10 protein-coding genes, 1 tRNA gene, 1 pseudogene and 1 other annotated feature are annotated in these 23,873 nt (G+C 62.9%); of the genes and pseudogenes, 7 read left to right on the top strand and 5 right to left on the bottom strand.

Annotation, left to right across the window (positions count from 1 at the left end; genetic code table 11):
- Positions 1-87: 87 nt before the first annotated feature.
- The 7 genes from tolQ to B0G83_RS10255 all read left to right on the top strand — a co-directional run bounded on the left by tolQ (position 88) and on the right by B0G83_RS10255 (position 5,240).
- Positions 88-765, top strand: a complete 678-nt coding sequence (gene tolQ / locus B0G83_RS10285; protein WP_007179119.1) for a protein TolQ — start codon at positions 88-90, stop codon at positions 763-765.
- A 10-nt stretch (positions 766-775) separates the two neighbouring features.
- Positions 776-1,222 (top strand): protein TolR, encoded by a 447-nt coding sequence (gene tolR / locus B0G83_RS10280; protein WP_105507336.1) that lies wholly within the window; start codon positions 776-778, stop codon positions 1,220-1,222.
- Complete coding sequence (gene tolA, locus B0G83_RS10275; RefSeq protein ID WP_105507335.1) at positions 1,219-2,238, top strand: cell envelope integrity protein TolA; 1,020 nt, start codon at positions 1,219-1,221, stop codon at positions 2,236-2,238. The genes tolR and tolA overlap by 4 nt, the downstream gene beginning before the upstream one ends.
- A gap of 140 nt (positions 2,239-2,378) precedes the next feature.
- Positions 2,379-3,671: a Tol-Pal system beta propeller repeat protein TolB gene (tolB, locus tag B0G83_RS10270; protein ID WP_105507334.1), complete on the top strand. Its 1,293-nt coding sequence runs from the start codon at positions 2,379-2,381 to the stop codon at positions 3,669-3,671.
- Between the two features lie 32 nt (positions 3,672-3,703).
- Positions 3,704-4,213, top strand: coding sequence for a peptidoglycan-associated lipoprotein Pal (gene pal, locus B0G83_RS10265; protein ID WP_035552920.1), 510 nt, complete (start codon positions 3,704-3,706; stop codon positions 4,211-4,213).
- Positions 4,214-4,232: 19 nt separating this feature from the next.
- On the top strand, positions 4,233-4,982 hold the full coding sequence (ybgF, locus tag B0G83_RS10260) for a tol-pal system protein YbgF (protein WP_105507333.1): 750 nt from the start codon (positions 4,233-4,235) through the stop codon (positions 4,980-4,982).
- A gap of 182 nt (positions 4,983-5,164) precedes the next feature.
- Positions 5,165-5,240, top strand: a tRNA-Lys gene (locus B0G83_RS10255).
- A 310-nt stretch (positions 5,241-5,550) separates the two neighbouring features.
- Here B0G83_RS10255 and B0G83_RS10250 read toward each other — a convergent pair.
- The 5 genes and pseudogenes from B0G83_RS10250 to B0G83_RS10230 all read right to left on the bottom strand — a co-directional run.
- A pseudogene (locus tag B0G83_RS10250) lies at positions 5,551-6,140 on the bottom strand (IS3 family transposase); the annotation flags it as partial.
- Positions 5,748-5,864, bottom strand: a sequence feature (AL1L pseudoknot). Its footprint overlaps the pseudogene before it by 117 nt.
- A gap of 53 nt (positions 6,141-6,193) precedes the next feature.
- Entirely contained in the window at positions 6,194-6,583 is a 390-nt protein-coding gene (locus B0G83_RS10245) for a hypothetical protein (protein ID WP_105507332.1), read from the bottom strand.
- 420 nt (positions 6,584-7,003) lie between these two features.
- On the bottom strand, positions 7,004-7,435 hold the full coding sequence (locus B0G83_RS10240) for a hypothetical protein (protein ID WP_105507331.1): 432 nt from the start codon (positions 7,433-7,435) through the stop codon (positions 7,004-7,006).
- Between the two features lie 18 nt (positions 7,436-7,453).
- Positions 7,454-22,798 carry a filamentous hemagglutinin N-terminal domain-containing protein gene (locus tag B0G83_RS10235; RefSeq protein ID WP_105507330.1) on the bottom strand — a complete coding sequence of 5,115 codons (15,345 nt, stop codon included), beginning with the start codon at positions 22,796-22,798 and terminating at the stop codon, positions 7,454-7,456.
- Positions 22,799-22,951: 153 nt separating this feature from the next.
- Positions 22,952-23,872 carry a peptidyl-prolyl cis-trans isomerase gene (locus B0G83_RS10230; RefSeq protein ID WP_105507329.1) on the bottom strand — a complete coding sequence of 307 codons (921 nt, stop codon included), beginning with the start codon at positions 23,870-23,872 and terminating at the stop codon, positions 22,952-22,954.
- Position 23,873: the final 1 nt, after the last annotated feature.

Below are 23,873 nucleotides of genomic sequence, written 5' to 3'. Positions count from 1 at the left end.
CTCGCCGATGCTTCCGTTTTGCTCACGGCAAGCTTCGACTGACCTTGCAGCCGGACGCCCCCTTCCGGGACGTTAAAACGAACCTTTATGAACACTACACAAGATCTGTCGATCGTTTCACTCGTACTCAATGCGAGCCTGCTCGCGCAGGCCGTGATGGCGCTGCTGCTGTTGCTGTCGCTGTTGTCGTGGACTTTCATTTTCCGCAAGTGGTTTGCGATCCGCCGGGCGCGCGCGCAAACTGAACGCTTCGAACGCGATTTCTGGTCGGGCGGCGACCTGCAGGCGCTGTACCAAAGCGCGGCCAACAACCGCCACACGATCGGCGCGCTGGAACGCATTTTCGAGTCCGGCATGCGCGAATTCCTGAAGGGCAAGGAAAAACGCCTGAACGATCCGGGCGCGATTCTCGACGGCGCACGGCGCGCCATGCGCGCCGCGTTCCAGCGTGAAATGGACGTGCTCGAAGCCAATCTCGCTTTTCTCGCGTCGGTCGGCTCGGTCAGCCCGTATATCGGTCTGTTCGGCACGGTCTGGGGGATCATGAACGCGTTCCGCGGCCTCGCCAACGTGCAACAGGCCACGCTGGCGAACGTCGCACCGGGTATCGCCGAAGCACTGACCGCCACCGCGATCGGCCTGTTCGCCGCGATTCCTGCCGTGGTGGCCTATAACCGCTACGCGCATGACATCGATCGTCTGGCGATCCGCTTCGAGACCTTCATCGAAGAGTTCTCGAACATTCTGCAGCGCCAGGCACAGTAAGGAGTCCACGATGGCAGGCTCTCGTTCCTCCAGCATGCGCGGCAGCCGTCAGCGCCGCGCCATGGCCGACATCAACGTCGTGCCGTATATCGACGTGATGCTCGTGCTGCTCGTGATCTTCATGGTGACCGCGCCACTGGTCGCTCCGTCGATCGTCAATCTGCCCACCGTCGGCGGCGCCGCGCCGCAACAGCAAACGCCTCCCGTGATCGTGAACATTCGCGCGGACGGCAACATGAGCGTCAAATACAAGGACGATTCCGGCGCGCAGCAGCAGGAAGACATGACGAAGGCCGACCTGAAAGGCTTTATCGCCGATCGTGCGCAGGCGCATCCCGATCAGCCCGTCGTGATCGCCGCCGACAAGACCGTGAAGTACGAAGTCGTCATGAACGTGATGTCCGAGCTGAAAGGCGAAGGCGTCAAACGCGTTGGATTGCTCGTCAAATCGCAATGATCCGCAAGAATTCCGACTACCCGCTCCAGCCACCGCGTGAACGCGGCACCGGGCGAGCCTTCGTGTTCGCGCTGGTGATGCACGCGTTGCTCGGGTTCTTCCTGTATCACGGCATTCAATGGCAAAACAGTACGCCGGAAGGCGCGGAAGCCGAGTTGTGGACCGAAGTGCCGGATACGGCGATTCCGCGTCCCGTTCCGCCACCGCCGCCCGTGCCGGTCGCGCCTGCCCCGCCGCTGCCGGACGAACAGGCCGACATCGCATTGCAGGAAAAGAAACGCCAGCAACAGGACGCGGCTCGTCAGGCGCAACTGGCTGAGCAGTTGCGTCAGCAGAAGTTGCAGGCCCAACAGGAAGCCGAGGCGAAGCGTCAGCAGCAACTAGCGGCCGACCAGGCTGCGCAGCTTGCCGCGCAAAAGGCTGCGGCAGCGAAACAAAAGCAGCAGCAACAGCAGCAGGCCGACAAGCTGAAGCAACAGCAACTTGCCGATCAGCAAAAGCAGCAGCAATTGAAAGAGCAGCAGCAGGAACAGCAGAAGCAAGCTGATGCTGACGCGGCGCAGAAGAAAGCCGATGCGCAGAAAGCGGCGAAGGCCAAGGCTCAAGCCGACGCTGCCGCACAAGCGAAGAAGGTGGACGCCGAGCGTCGCGCGCGTCTCGCACAGATGATGCAAGGTTCAGCCGGCGGGACGGGTTCGACCGACGGGCTTGGCAAGAGTGGCACGGGAACGGGCTCAGGCGGCACGGCGACTTCGCCGGGTTACTCGGACAAGGTCCGCCGTGCAGTGCGTCCGCATATTTCGTGGGGTGGTGAAACGGCTGGGCTGGAAACCGTCGTTTCCGTGCGTTGCTCGCCGACCGGCACCCTGCTTGACGCCACGATCCAGCGCAGCAGCGGAAACTCGGCGTGGGACGATGCGGCTTTGCGCGCCGTCCAGCGTACCGACCCGATGCCTCAGGATATCAACGGCAAGACGCCGACGAGCTTCCTGATTACCTTGAAGCCGGCAGGTTGATTTCAGCAGCATGACAGTCAGTTGACAGCAGACCTGGCGCCCCGCCCAGCGTGGCGCCACTCGGGAACGAATTAGTGCTTTCCGGGTCTGTCTGCTGTCGTGAAGTGTTAGTAAAACCGTTTTTGGGGAAACCATACAGCATGAGTTTGATGACCAAGCTAGGCCTGCGGACACTTGTAGCGTCGTGCCTGATCGCCGTCGGCGGTGCCGCCAACGCACAACTCAACGTCCTCGTGACGGGCGTCGGGTCAACCCAGTTTCCGATCGCAACGGCGAATTTCGCCAATGAGGCGAACTCGCCGCAACAGGTCAGCACGATCGTGCGCCAGGATCTGCAACGCAGCGGCAAGTTCACGAATATCGACGCGGGCGCGACGCCCGTCGCCGAAACCGATTCCGTCGACCTCGGCAGCTGGAAGGCCAAGGGCGCCAATGCGTTCGTCTCGGGCAGCGTGAACCGCCTGCCGAACGGCCAGTACGAAGTGCGCTTCAAACTGTACGACACGGTCAAGGGCGAAAGCCTGGGCGGCCTCGTGCTCGTGAGTCCGGAAAGCGGCTTGCGCATGAGCGCGCATAAGGTAGCCGACTACATCTACGCCAAGCTGATGGGCGGCCGCGGTGTGTTTGCCACGCGTCTGTCGTACGTGATCAAGACGGGCGGCCGTTACCAGTTGCAGATTTCCGATTCGGACGGCCAGGACGCGCACATTGCGCTGTCGAGCCCCGAGCCGATCATTTCGCCGGCCTGGTCGCCTGACGGCACCAAGGTTGCGTACGTGTCGTTCGAAAAGAAAAAGCCGATCGTCTACATTCACGACCTGCCTACGGGCCGCCGTGTGGTCGTCTCGGATCAGAAGGGCAACAACAGTGCGCCGGCGTGGTCGCCGGACGGCCGCACGCTGGCCGTCGCGCTGTCACGCACCGGCAATACACAGATTTTCGCCGTCAATGCAGACGGCAGCGGACTGCGCCGTCTCACGCAAGGCAGCTCGATCGACACCGAACCGGCCTTCTCTCCTGACGGTCAGTCGATCTATTTCACGAGCGACCGTGGCGGTCAGCCGCAAATCTACAAGATGCCGGCAGCGGGCGAAAACGCCGGCGCCGCGCAACGCGTCACGTTCACGGGCAGCTACAACACCAGCCCGCGCGTCAGCCCGGACGGCAAACAGCTCGCTTATATCTCGCGCGTCGGCGGCGGGTTCAAGCTTTATATCCAGGACCTGCAAGGCAACACCGCCACAGGCCTGACGGACACGACACATGACGAATCGCCGAGCTTCGCGGCGAACGGTCAGTACATTCTTTACGCCACACAGGTGAACGGCCGTGGCGTGTTGGCCGCAGTATCGACCGACGGTCGCACTCGGCAGGTCCTGTCCGTTCAGGGTGGTAGCGTTCGCGAGCCATCCTGGGGCCCGTTTATGCAATAACGTTGATGCAATAACACAAGGAGAGTAACCAAATGATGTCCAAACTTCGTTTCGCCTTTGCCGTATTGATGGTCGGTGCACTGGCCGCGTGCCACTCGGGCGTCAAGCTCGACGAAAACGCTAACAAGGGCGGTGCAGTCTCGACGCAACCGAACCCGACCGATGTCGCACAGGTCAACGTCGATCCGCTGAACGATCCGAACAGCCCGTTGGCCAAGCGCAGCATTTACTTCGACTTCGACAGCTACTCGGTCAAGGACGACTACCAGTCGCTGCTGCAACAACACGCGCAATACCTGAAGAGCCACCCGCAGCGTCACGTCCTGATCCAGGGCAACACCGACGAACGCGGCACCAGCGAGTACAACCTCGCGCTCGGCCAGAAGCGTGCTGAAGCTGTGCGCCGTTCGCTGTCGCTGATGGGTGTGACGGACTCGCAAATGGAAGCCGTGAGCCTCGGCAAGGAAAAGCCGCAAGCTACCGGTCATGACGAATCGTCGTGGGCACAAAACCGCCGCGCCGACCTCGTGTACCAACAGTAAGTAACGGGTGATGAGCCGAATGACGCATCGTTTCTCCTGGCTGCGGTTTGCCGCAGCGGCTTGTGTCGCAGTCACCGCCTTCGCGACGGTGCCTGCGCATGCGGGCATCTTCGACGACGATCAGGCCCGCCAGGCCATTCTCGATCTGCGTTCGAAGACCGATAGCCTGTCGAGCCAGCTGTCGGCCGCACAGCGTACGATCCTCGATCAGTCCAACCGTCTCGACCAGCTCAACCAGCAGGTCGCTACGTTGCGTGGACAGAACGAAGACATGGGCAACCAGCTCACCACGCTCCAAAAACAGCAGAAGGACTACTACACCGATCTGGACACGCGGCTAAAGAAATTCGAGCCGCAGCAACAGACGGTGGATGGCGTCCAAGGTGAGGTTCAGCCGGGTGAAACCGATTCGTTCAACGCGGCTTCGCAGCAGTTCCGCAGTGGCGACTTCAAGAATGCGGCGGCGTCGTTCCGCAGCTTCATCTCCAAGTATCCGAACAGTCCCTACCAGCCGACCGCGCAATACTGGCTCGGCAACGCGCTGTATGCACTGCGCGATTACAAGGGCTCGACGGCAACCTGGCAAGGTGTGGTGAAGAACTACCCGCAACATCCGCGTGCGCCGGATTCGCTGATGGCCATTGCGAACAATCAGCTCGAGCAAGGTCAGAAGGCTGCGGCCAAGAAGACGCTCGAGCAGATCGTCGCGCAATACAGCGGCTCGGATGTCGCTCAGTCGGCCCAGAGCAAGCTGTCGCAGATCAAGTAGTTCTGGTGGTTGAGTAGCAGGCAGTAACGCGCAGTGTCCGACGTCATAGTCACGCGCGCCTCTCGCTGAAAAGCCCGGGTAGCAATACCCGGGCTTTTCACTATATGAAGTGCCGGCAATGCATTGCGTCACTGTGGGTTGACAGCTCGCCAAGGCTATCGCTATAATCTCGCTTCTCTTTTGGGTCGTTAGCTCAGCTGGTAGAGCAGCGGACTTTTAATCCGTTGGTCACAGGTTCGAATCCCGTACGGCCTACCAAAAGATTCGAGGGCTTGCACGCGTCAGCGTCGCAAGCCCTTTTTCTTTGGTGCGCTGTGTAGGCGCCATGTAGGCATTTTGGTTCAATGCCGATCCATCTCAATCGGTGCTCGCGTAGCTGCCGTCGACAACTGAGTAGTTCGCCCGTCCTTTGCCATGCATTCACGTTCTAGTCGCATCGCTTAACGGTCGCGCAGTTTGACGCGCTCCGGCACCGGCTTGCTGCACTTTCGTGTGTACCACCGCAAGCCTAATACCGGCGAAGGTTTGCCGCGTTTTTGCACGTGCTTTGGGACGTGCGCAATGTGTGTAGCCGTTCGACAGTGCAGCGAGCCACAGCGATACGCTCCCGGTTCATCTGCTTCCAGACTTTATCCGCGCCGTAGACCCGCGCATGTTGGCTTGCCAGACACGCTGGATCTCCGGGCGCAGGCGTTCATCACGTATCGCACGAGCGCACCGGCGCGACGGGTCGCGAAGCTGTGCAGCATGGCGCCGGTAGCCCGACGGGGCAATCCGCAAGACCTTGCAGATCGGCTCGACCCCGAAGGTGTCGGGATGCTGATCAATGAAGGCCTTCAGGACTTCAGGCGGCGGTCGAGTTCCGCCTGGGCGAAAAACGCACTCGCCAGTTTCAGAATCTCGTTGGCGCGGCGCAGTTCCTTGACTTCGCGCTCCAGCGCCTTGAGACGTTCGCGTTCCGACGTACTCACGCCCTCGCGTTCGCCGCTATCGACTTTCTCGTTTGACCCACCCCAGTAATGTCTGGCTCGTGCAGCCGATCTTGGGGGCGATGGATTCGATCGCCGCCCACTGTGACGGATACTCGTCCCGATGCTCTTGCACCATGCGCACAGCGCGTTCCCGGACTTCAGCAGAAGATTTGTTCGACTTGTTCATGGCTGCATTTTCTCAAGAGTTGGAGCCTCCACCAAATCCGGTGGCGGTTCACGTTAAAACCCGGGGGCGTCCCTCCAGTGGACGTCTGCAGGAAATCCCTCGCCGTTCAGGAAGGCCAGAAACACCTCTGCGACCTGATTGGACATGAACCATTCATCAGATCGCATTGGAATATTTCCGGCGCGAAACGAGAGTATGGTTCCATCCGGACGAACGGCACTTGGCTTGTTATGAAACGCGCGAAAGCGCTTTCCATCCGAAGCGTCATATCTCTCAATCATGCATGTCACTCCGCCACCCGCAACCTGCACATAATTCCCTCTCGCATCTGTCAAAGATGCATACGAGGAGGGACCATAGCTCTTCAGTGACTTAATTGCTCGTGTCACTTGAGATTCCCGGGGCTCATGAATCTCAGGCTTACTTTCTGCTTCAAATTTCATGGACTGTATCTCTTACGGAACATATACCGTAGTCGCACTGCTTACGCTCTTTCCGGCGAATCGCCCGGTGGCGGTGGCGCCAAACTGATTTACGAACTGATCCGTAAATTGTTGATATGTATTCGGAGTCGCACTACCGCTTTTCACCTCGATTCCATGTAAAGCACCACTTGCATCCTGCGTAACAATATCGTAGCGCCGCAAACCAAGCGGACCATTGACCACCACCTCCTGACCTACTACGTTGATGCCATTGCTGCTCAACAAATCCGCGAACTGAGACGCGGCTGTTGTTCCGGGCGGCGGACTTCCCGAAACACTTGCAAATTTTCCGTCCGGTGTTCTGAGACTACCGTCCGGGTACAACTGGACGTTGTTCCCAAGATTTTGCGGACCGGTCGGATTGTTTGTGGCAACACTTTATTCACAACGCTCAAAAGCCTGAACTAAAGCGAAACCGAGTTCACCATTGTCAAACTCGCACGAAACGGCCTTCTCGGGAACCGACTTCCCGCCGTTGTTGCCATAGTCTGCTGAGGGCACCATCCTCACGATTCCTCCATCAAGCTCTAACCCAACGGATTTCGCACTCTTCGCGAGGGTTGCCCATGTCTTCACACCAGCAGCCTCAAGCATTGGAGCCTGAACCGTCTTCCATTCGACTTGACTCGGATGCCGCACTCCTTCGTTCGATCCATGCAGCGCATCTCGAATCTTCGCGCCAAGCTCATCCGGATGGTCTTCGTCTATAACGTACACAGGCCCCGTGGCGATCCATAGCCCAGTCGTTGCTTTTGAATAGCTCTGGATAAGAATTTTCCCCTTCCTCAGAAGGGCATAAGCGGACTTCATTTCACTGTCTCTCGCGAATCATGGATGAATAATTACGTTGACCTTCACACCCTTTGACAAACCATACTGAACTGCTTGATCGATAGCCTGCTGCTGCACAGTCGAGCCCGCGTTGGGTATCACTAGGTCGAGACCTCTGCCGGTTATTTGCGAAGAGTCAATTTTCACGCCCGCCCATCCGTTTGGACCTGTTCCATTGTAACCAGCAACACTGTCGATGTACCCGTTCAGCGTTCTGCTTAAAGTAGCAGTGCTCTGATAAGAGTTGGCATCAACGTTGAGGCTTTTGATGCTCGTCGCCATCCCGTTGTCAAAGATATCAATAACGGGAAAGTTTTGAGGCAAGTTTTGTCCCAACTGCTGCTCTATCGTAGTTCCCCGAGCGAATGGGTTAAGACTCCACACGCTATTCGACGAGCCGCCGTTGTTTGTGGCACCCTTTGGCCCGCCACCATTCCCAATTGCATTCGCCGCGCCGCCACCGTTCCCGCTAGAGTCGGAGTTGGCGCCATCGTTGCTACCGCTTCCCTCGGAAAATATCGCGCCGAAGCCAGGCAAGGTGAACGGCTGCGGCACGGGCAAAGTCACCCATCCACATCCGGGCATCGGGCAAAGCGGAACCGGTATCCCGCTGAATGTCATGCCACCGAGCGTTACAGCACCGACTCGTTGCCCTTGTGATCCACCGCCCAGATCATCGTCGTTGTTGCTCGGGGTGTCCGGCACCTGAGGCATGTTGCTTTTTGTATCGCCAGGTTTTCCGCTGCTGGAACCGGCCGCGAAGCCAACCGCAGTAGCAGTCAAGAGCGGCAATGGCATGATCGCGCGGCAGACAGCACTCTGCATGCAATCGGCGATTATTTCAGCAACGTGACGTCCAGAATTATTCGTCGCTTCGTTCTCGGCCCAAGTCGCTCCAGCTTGTGCGTTGGCGCCCGCCAGACCGGCAGCAACGCCACCGGTAATTATCGACAAAGCAGTCAGGACTGCCGTCTGGTCCGTCGTGAGCGGAGCGCCCGTAGGATCCATGCCGATAATGGCAAGCGGCGACACAACCGCGCTGGTCGCCGCACCGATAGCTCCACCGGCGCACCCGGTCCCACTTAGCGAACTGGCGGCGCACCCCAGCGCCGCATGCTCGATAATGTTCTGAATGGAAAGCGGGGTTGTCGTGTCGCCAATCGCGAAAGCGCCCGCCGCCGACACTTCCTGTATGAGCGCGCCAGTGAGCGCGGAGGTAAAGCTTCCCCCTTCAATCGCCGTACTCACGCCCGCCGTAATCCCAGCCTCACCCAACATCGCCAGCGCGCGAGTCTCGATCGTCGACGCGGTTGAAGCACTCGCCTGGCCCACTGTATTGCCAATCGACGGATTGACCCCCGCCAGATTGGCCAGCGAGCTAGTGGTTCCCCCGACCGTCAACGGCCCAGTCGTAAAACCAAAGCCATTGCTTGTGTCGTACGTAATGCCGTTGGTCAGCCCCGCCGTGATACCCGCCACACCCGCAGCTTCAAACACGCTGCCCCAGTCCAGCTTCCCGGTCATGGTCAACTGCGAAGCGATGCTCGACGTAAACCCCGCGAAAGCCGCCGACAGTGCAATGTTGCCCAACCCGGCGGACGTCGTCGCGGTCGACGCCGCGAACGTGCTGCCTGCCGCTTCGCCAAGCGATGCACCAATTACCCCGCTCGCCGCGCCAGCCGACATGATCGAGACGACAACGACAAAGGCCAGACTGACGATGTCGCTGAAACCGAACCCACCCTGTGCAACAAAGTCCGAATTAAGGTGATCACTAATCGTGGTCTGCGTGAAATTCGTGCCGAGCTGTTGCTGCAAGCTGGCCAGCAACTGCTGTGTCCCGGCCTGGTTGAGCGTACCGTCGCTCGCAAGCACCTGCAGCGCTCCACCGATCTGGTTGAGCTTCTGCACGTTGAGGTCCATGTTTGCCGCGCTCATGAACCCGCCCGGCTGAACCTCCGTACCGCTAGTCTTCTCGTATCCGGTCGCCTGGATGTACTGCCAGATATCGCCAACATTGACCTGATTCGCCTGATTACTCAGCGTGCCGGTATTAACCGTCAACGTGTTCGACGCAGCGATGTTGCCGGTGTTCAGAATACTTCCCTGGCCATCCTGATTGAAATTGAGTGTGACGTTCTGGCCGTCGATGTTTCCGCCCGCCGACATCGCATTCCAGTTCGGCGGCAAATAAACTTGCGGCATCAGTGCGCTAACCGTCGGGCAAGTGACCACGCCACTCGACACGCAATTCGGATCCGGCACGGTCTGCTGGACGTACCACAGCATCGGCTGGGTCAACGCGTTGATCTGCGTTTGCGTCAATGCGCTGCCAAGCTGCAGATTGTTCTGTTCCGCGTAGTTGACCGCGTTCTGATACAGCACCGCCTTTTCCTGCTCCGTGACTGACAGGTTGTTTTTGCTGTCGTAAGTCAGGCCGCTCAAAAAGCTGGCCTGTCCGGTCTGCTGGAGTGCCGCCTGCTGCAAGGTCAGGTCTTCTGCCTGCGGGTTGAAATAGAAGAGCGTCGATGATGGCTGCAAGTTCGCCGGCAGGTTGTCCAGCAAGGTCTGCGGCCCCAGCGCGCCGAGCGTCGCCCCTCCGAGCGAACCGGCGATGTACGATGCCTTACCCGCCACTGGCGTAGGCATCGTGCCGCCAACCGAACCCGGCATCGACAGATTCAATCCCGGCAGGTTGATCTGGCTTAGCGAAATGACCTGCGACGGCGCATTCACATGCGGCGTATAAGTGTTCGCGGCGGTGATGCCGTTGATGAGCTTCTGTCCGGTCAGCGTCACAGTGGTACCGATCACGTTACCCACGTTCTGAATCTGACTACCCGACGTAATCGACAGATTCGGCGCCTGAATCGTCGCGGCGATGTTGCCGACCGGCGTCGGCGGATCGATCGAACCGCCCGCGCTCGTGTACGCGCTCCCGTACAGCGCCGTGCACTCCGCCGCAGAGCCGCAAGCCCAGACGTCGTGACGTACGTCGGCGCTGAAATCCCCTGTTTCCTGCACCCAGTGTGAATGCCAATAGGCGTTCAATGTCTGCGCCTCGTTCACCACCGGTCCGGCAACGTTGATCGTCGCGCTGGTGCCCGCCGAGATCAAACTGCCGATGTTAGTCAGGCTGCCCGCGTTGATCTGCAGATTGTTGCCGGCACTAATCACCGACGGGTTGCCCGATTGCTGGTCGACGTAAGCTTCGCAGTAACTTTCCTTGTAGCCACCGGCGGTCATACAACCGTTGTATTGCTCCTTGTCGCCGTAGTTTTCGTGAATCGTCACGGGCGGCGGCAGGTTGTTCGTGATCGCGCCAGACACGTTCAGCGAGATGTTGTTGCCCGCGATGATGTTGCCCGACGTGTTGTTCAGGCTGCCGGCCGGCGTCGTGGAATTTGCCGTGGTGCCCACGCCACCGATCACGATGTCATGACCTGCGAGAAGGCTGCCGTACGTATTGTTGATTTGACCCGCCGCAATCACCAGGTCGTTGCCCGCAAACACCGTGGCGCTTTGCTGGGCGTACGAGAAGGTCGTCGTGGGAGGCGTACCGCCACGCATCAGCGTCCCGGGCTGCGTCGTTTGAGCCGAGTTGTATTGCCCCTGGTTAGTGAACGACTGCGCTGCACTGGCGTTGAAGTTGTTACCCGCGTAGAGCAAGCCACCATTTACCAGATTGCCGCCGGTTAAGGTCATATTGCGGCCGGCTACGATCTGCCCTTGCGCTCCGAACGTGGCGTTCGTGCTGACCGAACTCGCGGGCACGTTCGCACCTGAGTTGAACGCAACGGTCGTCTCGGGCACTACCGTCCCGGATATGCCGAGGCCACCGGTTCCGTAAATTCCAACCGTACCCAACGCATTCATTTGTGCCATGAACGCATCGAGCTGCGCCTTGTCGACCGTATCGACAATCGTCGCGACGCCGTTGTTCACCGGTGCGTTGTTGAGCGATTGCAGATTCAGGTTGACGTCGAGGCCTGCGGAAATCGTGCTGCCAGCGTTCAACAAAGTGCCCGCTGTGATATTGACGCTGCCGCCTGCGGCAATCACCCCAGGCGTCACCGAACCGGGCGCTGTGATTGTCCGGTCTATCCCTGGCAACGCAATGTACTGGTGACTGCCCGGCTGTGTGTTGCCGAATTCCACGCTCGCACAGGCAGTGGGATCGCCATAGCATGGGCTTCCACCAGTTCGAACGTCGAGGGTGCCGTTACTGACGTTCGGCAGGAGCGAAGCGATTGTCGCCTGCCCCGTGGACTGGTTCAGATAACAATCGCCCTGGCTGTTGACGCAGTACCAGCCATTCAGCGTCCCGACCAGAATCTGAGTCACCAGATTCGGGTCCGCCGAAGCGCTGACCAATTGCGTCGTGGTCTGGTTCGGACCTTGAATCGCGTCATTGTTCACAGCGCCGGCATTGATACTGATATTGCCGCCAGCCGCAATCTTGCCGACCGTGTTGTACACGGTCCCGCCAGTGTTCAGCGTGATGCTGCCGTTTGCCTGGGTCAGGCCGTACTGATTGTCGAAATTGTTGCCACCACCGTTGAACACGAGGTTGCCTGCGCTTTCGAGCGTACCTCGATTGGTGACGGCGCCGTTTAGCGTCAGCACATCGCTGGCGTGCAATACCGCCCCAGCGACGTTGTTCAATACGCCATTGAACGTGACGTCGTAGCCCGTCACCTGACCGGCGTTCGTGAACGTGCCGTTGGTGGACAGCGTCAGCGCCGCCGTCCCGCTCATCGTGCCGGAGTTGTAAATACCGTTCAGACCGGTCAGCGTCACCCCCTGACCGCCGTAATTCCACGTGCCAGAGTTATTGATCGACGACGCGGTTAGCCAAAGCTGTCCGCCCTGGTTGATCGTCCCCTGCGACGGATCGAACGCCATGTTCACGGCGCTGACGCTCATATTGCGTTGCGCGAGCACCTGACCGCCAACGTTGTAGAACGAGCCGGTGCCGCCGTTTATCGTCAACGAGACGTCGCCGGTCACGGGCCCAGCAGGCGCGTTGGGATTGCCCGCGAAGATAAACCCGTTCTGGTTGTTCAGCGAGCCGGTGGTGACAGCCAGGCCGTTCACGCCCATCAGCGCGCCGCCAGTGTTGTTCAGATTGGCCGAGACATTGACCGTCGTTCCCGAACCGTTTACCAGACCCGCATTGGTCAGGTACGTCGCGTTGACGGTTGTCGAACTGGTCGACGCGAGCGTGCCACCCGCCGCATTCGTCAAATTCGGCGCCGACACATAAAGATTGCCGCCCGCTAGCACATTGCTGGCGTTGTAAAACCCGTTCTGCGAAGTCAGCGTCGCCGTGCCCACGGCATCCACCGCGCTACCCACCAGCGACAACTGATTCGTCGCCGCCGCCGTCAACGCGCCGCCCACCACCACATTGCCGAGCGTGACGTTCGCCCCGCTCAACTGCATGTTCTGCGTCGAGACGAGCGAGGTATGGCTTGCATCGAGCGTGCCGGTCGCCTTCACCGTGACGTTCTTCGAACCGCTTTGCGAGCCGCTCAACGTGACGTTGCCGCCGTTCAGCGTGAATTGCCCCGCCACCGTGCTCGTGCCGCTCAGCGTGAGCGTCTGCCCCGCGTTGATCGTCGTATCGCCGTTCGACGACACCCCCGCCATAGTCACATTGCCCGCGGTGCCGGTAACGTTCACGCTGCCCATCGACGACACTGCGCCCGTCACCGAGACGTTATTCGCCGCGACGACCTGCACGTTGCCACCCGATTGCAGCGCGCCGCCGAAGCTCACACTGCCGGCCGTGGATTTCGCCGTCACATTGCCGACCGCCGTGGTCGCCCCGAGCGACATGTCGCCGCCCGACGTCGCGCTGAACTGACCCGCGCCCTGAATACCGCCGAGCGTGACGCCGCCGCCCGCGCCGATCGTGATGTCCTTGCCGAACGTCAACGCCGCGCCACTGCCCATCACTGAGCCGCCCGCGTTGAGCGTCGCCGATCCGAGGCCGAGGAACGTGCCGCTCAGGTTAGTGTTGCCGCCCGAGCTCAGCGTCGTATTGCCGTTGACCAGTTCGCCGGCGAGCGACAACGCGCTGCCCGCATTCGCATTGAGATTGCCTTGGCTCGTGATCGAGCCGGCAACGCTCAGATTGCCGCTCGTCGCGCTCAACGCGATGTCGGAGTTCGCCCCGATCGCGCCGTTCGCGGTGAGATTGCGGCCTGCGGTCGCGCTGAACTTGTCGGCGCTCGTCACGTTGCCGCCGAGCGTCACATCGCGTGCCGCCGTTACGGTGGTGGCCGCGCCGGAAGCCAGCGTGCCGCCGACCTTCACGTCGCCCGCACCGTTGTGCCCTTGCGCCTGCAGAGAGAGCGTTCCGCCCGCCTGCGCGGAGCCGATCGACAGATCGTTGCCGGCCGTCGCGCTAAGCGCGCCGTTGGTCGCCACGCTGCCGGTCACGCCGATGCTGCCGCCGGCGTTGAGCGTCGCCTGTTGCCCGAAAGCTAGCGATGCCGCATTGATCGAGCCGCCCGCATTCAACGACCCGGCGTTCTGCGCGCCGATGCTGCCGGTCAGCGTCATATCGCCGCCGGACTTCAACTGCGCATTGCCGCCGGCGACCGTTGCCCCTGCAACGGTCAGCGCCTGACCGGCGTTCACACCCAGGTTGCCCTGCGTCGTGAGATTTCCGACGGCGAGGTTGCCGCTGGTAGCCGTTAACGCCATATCGCCGGATGCATTGATGTCGCCGAGCGTGACGTTGCGTCCCGCGTTGACAGTGGTCGCGCCACCGGTATTGATTGCGCCGGTCACGCTGGCGTCGCGTGCCGCCTGCAGCGACAGTGCGCCGAACGCGGTCGCCGCGCCGCTCACTGCGATATCGCCGCCGCCCGCATTGCCGTTCGCCGTGATGGTGAGACCGCCGGTCACCGCCTGCACGTTCGCGAGCGCCGCGCTGTTACCGGCCGTCAGCGCGAGGCTGCCGCCTTGCAGCGGACCGGTCAGTGCAATGTTGTTCGACGCATTGAGCGTCGCGACTTGCGAAAACGCCGTCGAACCCGCGCCGGCGATATTCCCCGCCGCCGTCAGCGTGCCACCTGTCTGCCCCGCCAGCGCACCGTTCAGATCGATGTCACGGCCGGCCTGCCCAGTCACCTGTTTCGCCGCGGTCGCTTGGCCGCCGAGTTGCGTATCGAGCCCGGACGTGAGATTCAGCGCGCCCGCCGTGGTCGTCGTGCCCGACAACGCGATATTGCCGGTCGTGGCGGTTGCGTTCAGATCGCCGGCCGCCTGCACGACGCCGGTCACCGAGATGTTGCGCGCGGCGTTCAACGTCTGCGTGCTGCCGTTGGCCAGCGAGCCGCTGACCAGGACATCGCGCGCAGCATTGACCGTCGCCGTGCCGGCTGCGGTCGCGGTGCCGGTGATCAACGCATCGCCCGCGCCAGCATTGCCTTGCGCGGTGACCGCAAGCGTCGTCGCCGAATTGACGTCGCGCAGGCTGGCGCTGTCGCCGCCGGTCGCGCTGATCGCATTCGCCTGAAGCGCGCCGGTCAACGCGAGTTCACGCTGCGCGCTCAGCGTGGCAGCGCCCGTGAACGCCTGCGTGCCCGAGCCGTTGAGATCGCGGCCGGTCGTAATCACCCCGCTGGTCCCGCCAATCAACAAACCGTTCAGGCTCGCGTCGCGGCTCGCGCCGAGCGTCATGTCGCTAACGGCACTCGTGCTCGACGCCGTCCCCAGCGACAAATCGAGACCCGTCAACACGGCGAGTTTGCCGCCGCTGTTGATGCCGCCCGTCGCAGTGAGACTGCCCGCCTGCGCGGTGACGTTCATATCGCCGGCGGACTGAATCGCGCCGCTGATCGCCACGTTCTGCTGTGCAGTAAGACCGAGGCTCGAACCGCTTTCGAGCTTGCCGGCAATCGTCGCGTCGTTCTGCGCGGTCGCTGTCACGACGCCCGCCGCAGTGGCCGTGCCGTTGACGACGAGGTTACCTGGGCCAGTCGCCGTATTCGTGCCGCTGGCGGCCAGCGAGAGCGTGCCGGCGGACGTGATGTTGGTTACCGTCGCGTTGCCTGCGGCGATCACCTGGACCGTTTGCCCCTGAATCAAACCGCCCTGCGCGACATCGCGAGCCGCGCTGAGCGTCGCCGCCTGTCCAAACGCAAATGTCCCGGCGCCGATGATGTCGCGACCCGCCGCGATGCTGCCCGCACCGACACCCGCAAGCGTGCCCGACACATTGACGTCGCGCCCGGCGTTGAAGAGCGTATCGAGCGCGGTGGTGGTCGCGCCACCAACCGCGATATCACGCCTGGCTTGCGCATTCAGTCCGCCGTGGCTCGTGAGCGCGCCGGCAAGATTGATGTCGCTCCCCGCCTTCAACGACGTATCGAGCGTCGAGGTCGCGCTAGCCGCGCTGGCGAGGTTGATCGCCGAACCCGCTTGCACGGCAAATGCGCCGCTGCCCGCAAAGGCGCCGTTCAGGTTGACATTGTTAGCCGCATTGAGCGTCGTGTTGCCCGTCACATTGGCGCCGCCGCCGAGATTGATATCCGTGCCGGCCTTCGCGTTGAGCGCACCGTTGCTGACAATCGCACCCGTCGACGTCACGCTGCCGCTCACCGCCGTCAGCGACGTATCGCCGACCGACTGGATCACGCCCGACGTCGCAAGGTTCACATTGCCACCGGCCTGCAAGGCCGCAGTCGCGCCGCTGGTGAGCGCGCCGCTGACGTTCACGTCCTGGTTCGCCACCACGGACAGCGTCGACACCGACAGTACGTCGTGCACGAATGCGGATCCGCCGGCATTGGTCTGCACGGTCTTGCCGCGCAGCGAACCGGTGAGGTTCGTATCACCACCGGAACTGAGCACGGCCACCTGGCCGAAGGCCGCCGTAGCGCCGCCCGCGATCGTGCCGCCCGCGATCAGCGTACCATCGCCCTGTGCTGCCACCGCACCGTTCATCGTCAGATTCTGGCCAGCGTTGACGGTGAGGTTACCGAGCGCCGTCGTGCCTTGCGTGCCAAGATCGACCGATTGCGTGGCGTCGACGGAGAGATTGCCGCCCGACTCCAGCGTGCCGGTGCTGGTCAGGGAACCGGCCGCGTTGTGCAGGCCCAGGTTGCCCGTGGTCGAACGGATCGTCCCGCTGTTCGTCGTGTTGGCGCCGCTCGTTACGTCGAGCGCCTGCGTGGATTGCAGGGCGCCGGTCACCGCAACGTTGCCTGCGGAGTTCAGCGAGCCGCCCGCGAGCGAATTGACGGTCCCGGCGATCGACGTATTGCCGCCGCTGGTGATCCCGAGTGCGCCCGTGGTCTGCAAACTGCCGCCGACCGTGAAGTCGCCGCTCGAACTGAATGTGCCGCCGGTCAGCGAATTGATCGCGCCGGGCACAGTGAACTTGCCGCCGCTCGTCGCGCTGAGCGTGTCCGCGCTCTGCAAAATGCCGTTGACGGAGAAGTCGCCGACGGAGCTCAGCGTGGCCATCGACAGCGACGCCACCGTGCCGTTGATCGTCAGCGGGCCGCCGTTCGCGGCCACCTGCAACGCGTTGTTCGATTGCACATTGTTGAGCGTCGCTGCCTGCCCCGCTGTCAGCGAAACCGCCGCGCCGACCAGCGCGCCGCTGACCGTGAGGTTGTTGCCCGCGTTGACCGACGTATCGCCGGAGAAACTGCTGGAGCCGCCCAGCGTGGCATCGTGACCCGCACCGAGCGTCGCGCCGCTCTTGCCGACGAAGGTGCCGCCGACCGTCAGGTCATGACCCGCGTTGAGGGTCGTCGCCCCGACTACGCTGGCCACGCCCGTAAGCGACACATCCTGCGCAGCGTTGACGTGCAACGTGGATTGACTGTTCAACGTGCCCGTCGACGTCACGCCGCCCGTGGTCGCCGCCACGCTCAGATCGCCCGCCGCTTCGACGGTGCCGTTCGTGCCCACCGCGACGTTGCGCTGCGCCGTCACGCCGAGTTGTGCGCCGCCGGCCAGCATGCCGGCGACGTTCACGTCGCGGCCCGCCTGCACGGTCGTCGGGCTGTTACCCGTCACGCTGGCGCCTGGTGTGCCGTCGCCGCCACCGGCCAGCGTGCCGTTGACGATCACGTCGCGCGCCGCCTGGACGCTCGTTGCGCCGAGTGCGATCGCCGTGCCGTTGAACGTCACATCACCGCCCGCCGCCGCGCCGTCGACACCCTTCGCGACCACACCGAATGCACCGCTCACTTGCGTGTCAGTCACGCTGACGTTGTTGCCGGCGGTAATCTGCAGATCGCCGGCGAGTACGCTCAGTACACCGGTCGCACTGACATTGCGCGCGGCCGTCAGCGTCATGCCGAGCGAAGCCGCCGCCGGTCCGCCGAGCGTAATATCCGTGCCGGCCTGCACGTTGAATGCGCCATTGGTGGCGACCGAACCCGTCGAGACGACGCTGCCGCTCATCGCGGTGAAGTTCGTATCGCCAACCGCCTGAAGCGGTCCGCTAACGTTAAGGTTGCCGCCGGCGTTCAGCGTCGCCGTTGCGCCGCTCGTTATCGCGCCGGTCGTGCCGAGATTGCCATTGGCCGCGAGCGAAAGCGTCGACGCCGACGTGACATTGTTGAGCGTCGCCGATCCGCCTGCGGATGTCTGCACGGTATTACCGCGCAGCGAGCCGGTGAGCGTCGTATCCGTGCCAGAACTGATCTTCAGCGCCTGGCCGAACGCGGCCGTTGCCGCGCCCGCGATCGTGCCTCCGGCGTTCAGCGTGCCGTTGCCTTGCGCGCCGACGGCGCCGTTCATGGTCAGACTCTGGCCGGCGTTCACCGTCAGATTGCCGAGCGCCGTAGTGCTCTGCGTGCCGAGATCGACCGATTGCGCGGCGTCGATCAGCAGGTTGCCGTTCGTCTGAATGTTGCCGACGCTCGTCAGCGAGCCCGACGCGTTGCGCAATGTCAGATCGCCGCTCGACTGCACGATGCCTGTGGGCGACGTAATCGACGTATTGCCGCCGCTGGTCACGGTCAACGCGCCGGTGCTTTGCAGCGCGCCGCCAACGGTAACGTCGGACGCCGAGCTCACCGAAGTGGACGCCAACGACGTCACCGTCCCGGCAATCGCGGTTTTACCGCCGCTCGTGATGGCGAGCTGGTTCGCGCTTTGCAGGGTGCCGTTGACGGCAAAATCGCCGGCCGAATTCAGCGTAGCAGTGGAGAGCGAAGTGACCGTGCCGTTCACGGTCAGCGCGCCACCGTTGGCCGCGACCTGCAACGCGCGGTCCGACTGCACGTTGTTGAGCGTCACGGCCTGCGTCGCCGTCAGCGTTACACCGGCGCCGACCAGCGACCCGGTCACCGCGAGATTGTTGCCTGCGGTAACGCCGACATCGTTCATATAACCGATGCTGCCGCCCGCAGTCACGTCATGACCCGCGGCGAGCGTTGCGCCACTCTGCCCCGCCAGCGTGCCGCCGATCGTCAGATCATGGCCAGCCTGCAGATTCGCCGCGCCGATCGACGCGGTCGCGCCCGTCAACGCCACGTCCTGGCCGCCGTTCACGGCGAGGTTCGCCGCGCCTTGCAGCGTGCCGGCCGAGGTGACGTTGCCGGTGTGCGCCGTGATCGCGAGATCGCCGTTGGCCTGCACGACGCCGCTCGTCGCCACGCCGACATTGCGCTGGGCGTCGAGCGTCGTTTGCGACGTGCTCGCCAGCGTCCCGTTCACCTGCACATCGCGGCCCGCCTGCAGGCCGGTCACGCCGCCTACCGCCGTTTTACCGTTGACGACCACGTCGCGCGCTGCTTGCGCGGTCAATGCTCCGAGCGTCGTCATCGTGCCGTTGAACGTGATGTCGCCGCCGCTCAGTCCGTTGGGACCGCCAGCGCCGTTCATGCCGTTCGCGGCGATCGTGAACGCGCCGCCGACTTGTGCGTCCGCAATGCTGGCGTTATTGCCCGCCGTGACGCGCAGATCGTTGGTCTGCACGGTCAGGACGCCGGTCGCGTTCAGATCGCGTCCCGCGGTGAGCGTCATATTGCCGATCGACTGCAGCGGACCGCTCGTCGTCAGATCACGCCCCGCATTCAGATCGACCGTGGCATGGCTCAACACCGTGCCATTGGTGGCAAGATCGTTCGCCGCCGACAGCGACAAAGTCGACGCCGCTGTCACGTCATGCAGCGTCGCCGAACCGCCCGCGCCGGTCTGCACAGTATTGCCCTGCAGCGATCCGGTCAGTGTGGTATCGCCGCCGGACTGCAACGTCGCCGCGCCAACGAAAGCGGCCGCCGCGGAACCAGCGATCGCGCCGCCCGCCGTCAGCGTGCCATTGCCCTGGCCCGTCACCGTGCCGTTCATGGTGAGGTCCTGGCCGGCCTTGACGGTCAGATCGCCTTGCGCGGTGGTGTCGCGATGACCCAGATCGACCGACTGCGCCGCGTCGATCAGCAGCTTGCCGCCCGCTTGCAACGTGCCGGCGCTGGTCATCGATCCGGCTGCGTTGCGCAGCGTGACATCCCCGGTCGACAGCATCGTCCCGCTGACCGACGTATCGCCACCGCTCGTAACCAGCAGCGTACCGACACCTTGCAGAAGTCCAGTGACGCCGACGTTGCCGCCCGACGCGATCGACGCGTCGGCGAGCGAGTTGACCGTGCCGGAGATGAGCGTGTTGCCACCATTCGTGACGTTGAGCGAATTGCTCGTCTGCAACGTGCCGGCAATATTGAAGTCACGCGCGGCATTGAATGCCCCGGTCGACAACGTATTGACCGTACCGGCCACCGACAGGTTGCCGCCGCTCGCCACGCTCAGCGCCGCGTTGCTTTGCAACGTGCCGTTGACGGCGAAATCGCCGCCCGAGGTGAGCGACGCAGCCGTCAGCGAAGTCACCGTGCCGTTGATCGTCAACGGGCCGCCGTTAGCGGCGACCTGCAACGCCGCAGTCGACTGCACATTGTTGAGCGTCGCCGCCTGACCCGCTGACAGCGTCAGCGTAGCCATGCCGACCAGCGTACCGCTCACCGTGAGGTCGTTCGCCGCGTTCACCGTGACGTCATGCGCAAAGCCGCTGGTGCCGCCGAGCAACGCGTCGCGCCCCGCCGTCAGCATCGCCGTACCCTGGCCGTTCAGCGTGCCGCCGCCCGTCAGATCGCGGCCCGCGTTCAAGTGGGTATTCGCAACCGCACCGGTCGAACCGGTCAGCGCCACGTCCTGCCCAGCCGTCACGTTCAGGTTCGCCGCCGTGCTCAGCGTGCCGCTGGACGTAACATTGCCGGTCGACGCCGTCAGGTTCAGATCGCCGCTCGCCTGCACGGTCCCGGTGTTCGCGACCGTGACATTGCGCTGCCCGTTCAGCGTGACCTGCGCACTGCTCGCAAGCGTGCCGTTCACGACGACATCGCGCACCGCCTGCACGGCCGCCGTGCCCACCACCTGGGTGTTGCCGTTGAAGGTCGCATCGCCGCTCGAAGCGCCGTTCGCCGTGACCCGCAACGCGCCGCCCACCTGCGTATCTGCCAGCGTCGCGCTGTTGCCGGCATTCACCTGCAAATCGTGGTTGGCCTGCAACGCACCGATAAATCGCACGTCCTGCCCGCTCGACAGCGTCACCTGGCCGCCGGCCGCCACACTGCCGCTCGACGTGAGGCTGCCTTGCGTCGCCGCCACCGTCAGATCGCCCGTGGTGCGCAACACGCCGCTCGCGTTCACGTTGACGTTGCGCTGCCCCGTCACCTGCAACGTGCTACCGTTGGTCTGCCCGTTCACGTTGACATCGCGCGCCGCCTGCAGGCTGGTCGCGCCGCTCATCACGGACGTGCCGTTCAGGTTGATGTCGCCCGTGCCGTCGTTGCCCTGCGCCGTGACCGCGAGTGCGCCGCCCGTCTGCACGTCGCCGAGCGTGACGCTCGCGCCGCCGGTGACCGCCGTGTCGCCGTTCGATTGCGTGTTCGCGAGGTTGACGTTGCCGCCCGCCGTGACCGCGAGCTTGCCGCCCGTCTGGATCGTGCCGGTCGACGTGACGTCGCCGTTCGCATTGATCGTGTAGCCGTTGATGCCGACGTGTGCGCCAGTCATCGACAGATTGCCACCCGCCTGCAGCGTCGCCTGCTGTTGCGCGGCCGAGCCGTTCACCGTCAGATCGCCGTTCGACGACAGCAGCAGGTCGCCAGTGTTGGCGGCCATTTGCGCGTCAGTGCGCACGCCCATGCCGGCGGCCGTGCCAATCACCTGAATCTGGCCGGCCGTCATCGCACCGAACGCGGTGGCGTCGATCGCCAGACCATTGTTGATGCGACCGTTGGCACTATTGATCGCGTTGGCGGAGTTATCCGCACCGTTTGCGGACGTCGCATACGTGGTGCCGTTGCTACTCACTGCTGACGGCAGCACGAACTGCCGCCCGGCAATCGCATTGATCCGCGAGCCGGCGTACAACGGCGCGTTGATGCCGATCGTTTCGCCGATCAGGTCGATCGTGCCGACTGTCCCCTCGATACCGGCGCCGGGGCCGTTCACGCCCGCATTGCCTTCGATCTGGATATGGCCGCCGACCACGCTGTAGCCGATGGCCTGCGCATTGTTGAAGTCGGTGGGCGTGCCCTTCAGGTCGCTCAGAAACTGCGGCGTGCCGGTCGAGAGCGTCACGCCGATCGTGTTCGTGAAGCCAGTGCCGTTCGTCGTGATGCCGTTCGGGTTCGCGATGATCACGGTGGCCGGCGCGCCGAACACTTCGAGCGGACCGTTCAGCAAGCTCGCGTACGCGGCGCCCGTCGACGTGACCTGGTTGACGATTACGCTCGCCGTGCGGCCCGCCAGGTTCGGATTGGCCTGAAGATTGCCGCCCGTGAGCGACGTCCCGCCCGTCAGGCTGTTGTTCAGAATCAACCCGATCGGGTCGATATTGAAGGTCTGGAATTTGTTTAGCGAAATCCCGGCCGCATTCGGCGCGGTGATGTTGACCACGGGGACGCCGCCATTCGCGCCGGTGGTCTGCGTGATCTTCGGTTGAAACGTGATCGGCGCGGTCGGGTCGACGATCGGCGCGGCCTGCGCCATCTGCATCGCAAAGCGCACCCGCACCGCGCTCAGATCGATGATGTGTTGCCATGCTTCATCATCCAAACGATGGCTGCCGCCGGCCAGCACACCGGCCGCCTCGCGGCTCTGGTCGAACGTGATCGATAGCGGCCCGGCGAACAGCGTCAGCGCGACCAGTGCCGAGACAGCGCGCTGCCACAGGCCATGCGGGCGCAGCGACGTGCCGATGGACCACCACGGCCGTACCGGCTGGCGATCGACGTCGAACAGTTCGTCCCGTACCCGGCGACCTTGCTCAAGTTGCCTTAAAGCGTTGCGCGCTGACGTGTTCATGTTGTTCTCTTTCTGCTTTCGTTTTTATCCATGACGCGCGTTGACCGACACGCGTCATGGCCACAGTGGCGAGCCAGCCTGGCCACACTCACTGCGCCCCATTTGCCCCGGTCGCTATGCCGGGCAAATTCGTGCTGCTTTACCGCAGCTGAATTACTGCTGCTGAATCTTCGCGTTCTTCATCAGATCGACTACGACTTGTGCCGTGGCTTTCTCCAGCGCAACCTGTTCAAGCTGCTTGCGCAGCGCGTCCTTGATCGTGTCGTACTGCGGAATCTGCGTCGGACGTTTTTCGTCAACGCGCAAAATCCAGTACGCGTCGCCGATCTGCACCGGCGTGCTTGACACGCCGCCCTGCGGCAATTTGACGAGCGCTTCGGCGAGCGGCTGCGGCCAGTTCTGCGTGTTGCCCGCCTGGATCGGCGTCTTGAACGAAATCCAGTTGAGCGCGCCGCCTTGCGCTGCGCCCGGCGCCTGGCTGTACTGCTTCGCAAGTTGCGCGAAGTCGGTGCCCTTCTTCAGTTGCGTCAGCACCGTTTGCGCGGTATCCGCGTCCTTCACGGCGATCGCGCTCGGCTTGTATTCGTTGTCACCTAGCGTCGCGACGATGGCGTCGTATTTCGCCTTGACGTCGGCATCGGTGACGGGCGCGGGCTTCACCTGGTCGCGCAGATAAGCCGCCGTCATCGCGGCGGTCTTTGCCTGTTCAACGGCAGCCGTGACTTGCGGGCGCACGTCGTAATGCTGTTTCTCGGCGGCCTGACGGAACAGTTCACGCGCGATCAACTGGTTCTTCACCGACGCGCGCAATGCGGGCGTGTCGGTCGCGTTTAGCGCATGGATCGCCTGGTCGAGTTGATCCTGTGTGATCAGCACGTTGTTCACGCGTGCCACCGCGTTCGCGGGCAGCGGACCGCCAACGGCGTCCACGGCCTTGTCGGCGGACGCTTTCGCGGTGGTCCTGGTGGCGGCCTGCGCGACCGGCAAGCAGCCCGCCGCGAGACCCAGCGTGGCAACCAGTGCAGCGTGACGAATCCTGACGGCGAATGCCTGTGCGAGCGGACGATTTTTCATA

Source organism: Paraburkholderia sp. BL21I4N1, assembly GCF_002973525.1.
In the GTDB taxonomy this organism is placed as follows: domain Bacteria; phylum Pseudomonadota; class Gammaproteobacteria; order Burkholderiales; family Burkholderiaceae; genus Paraburkholderia.
The sequence above is the reverse complement of the archived record's forward strand: the minus strand, read 5'-3'. Positions and strand labels throughout refer to the sequence as shown.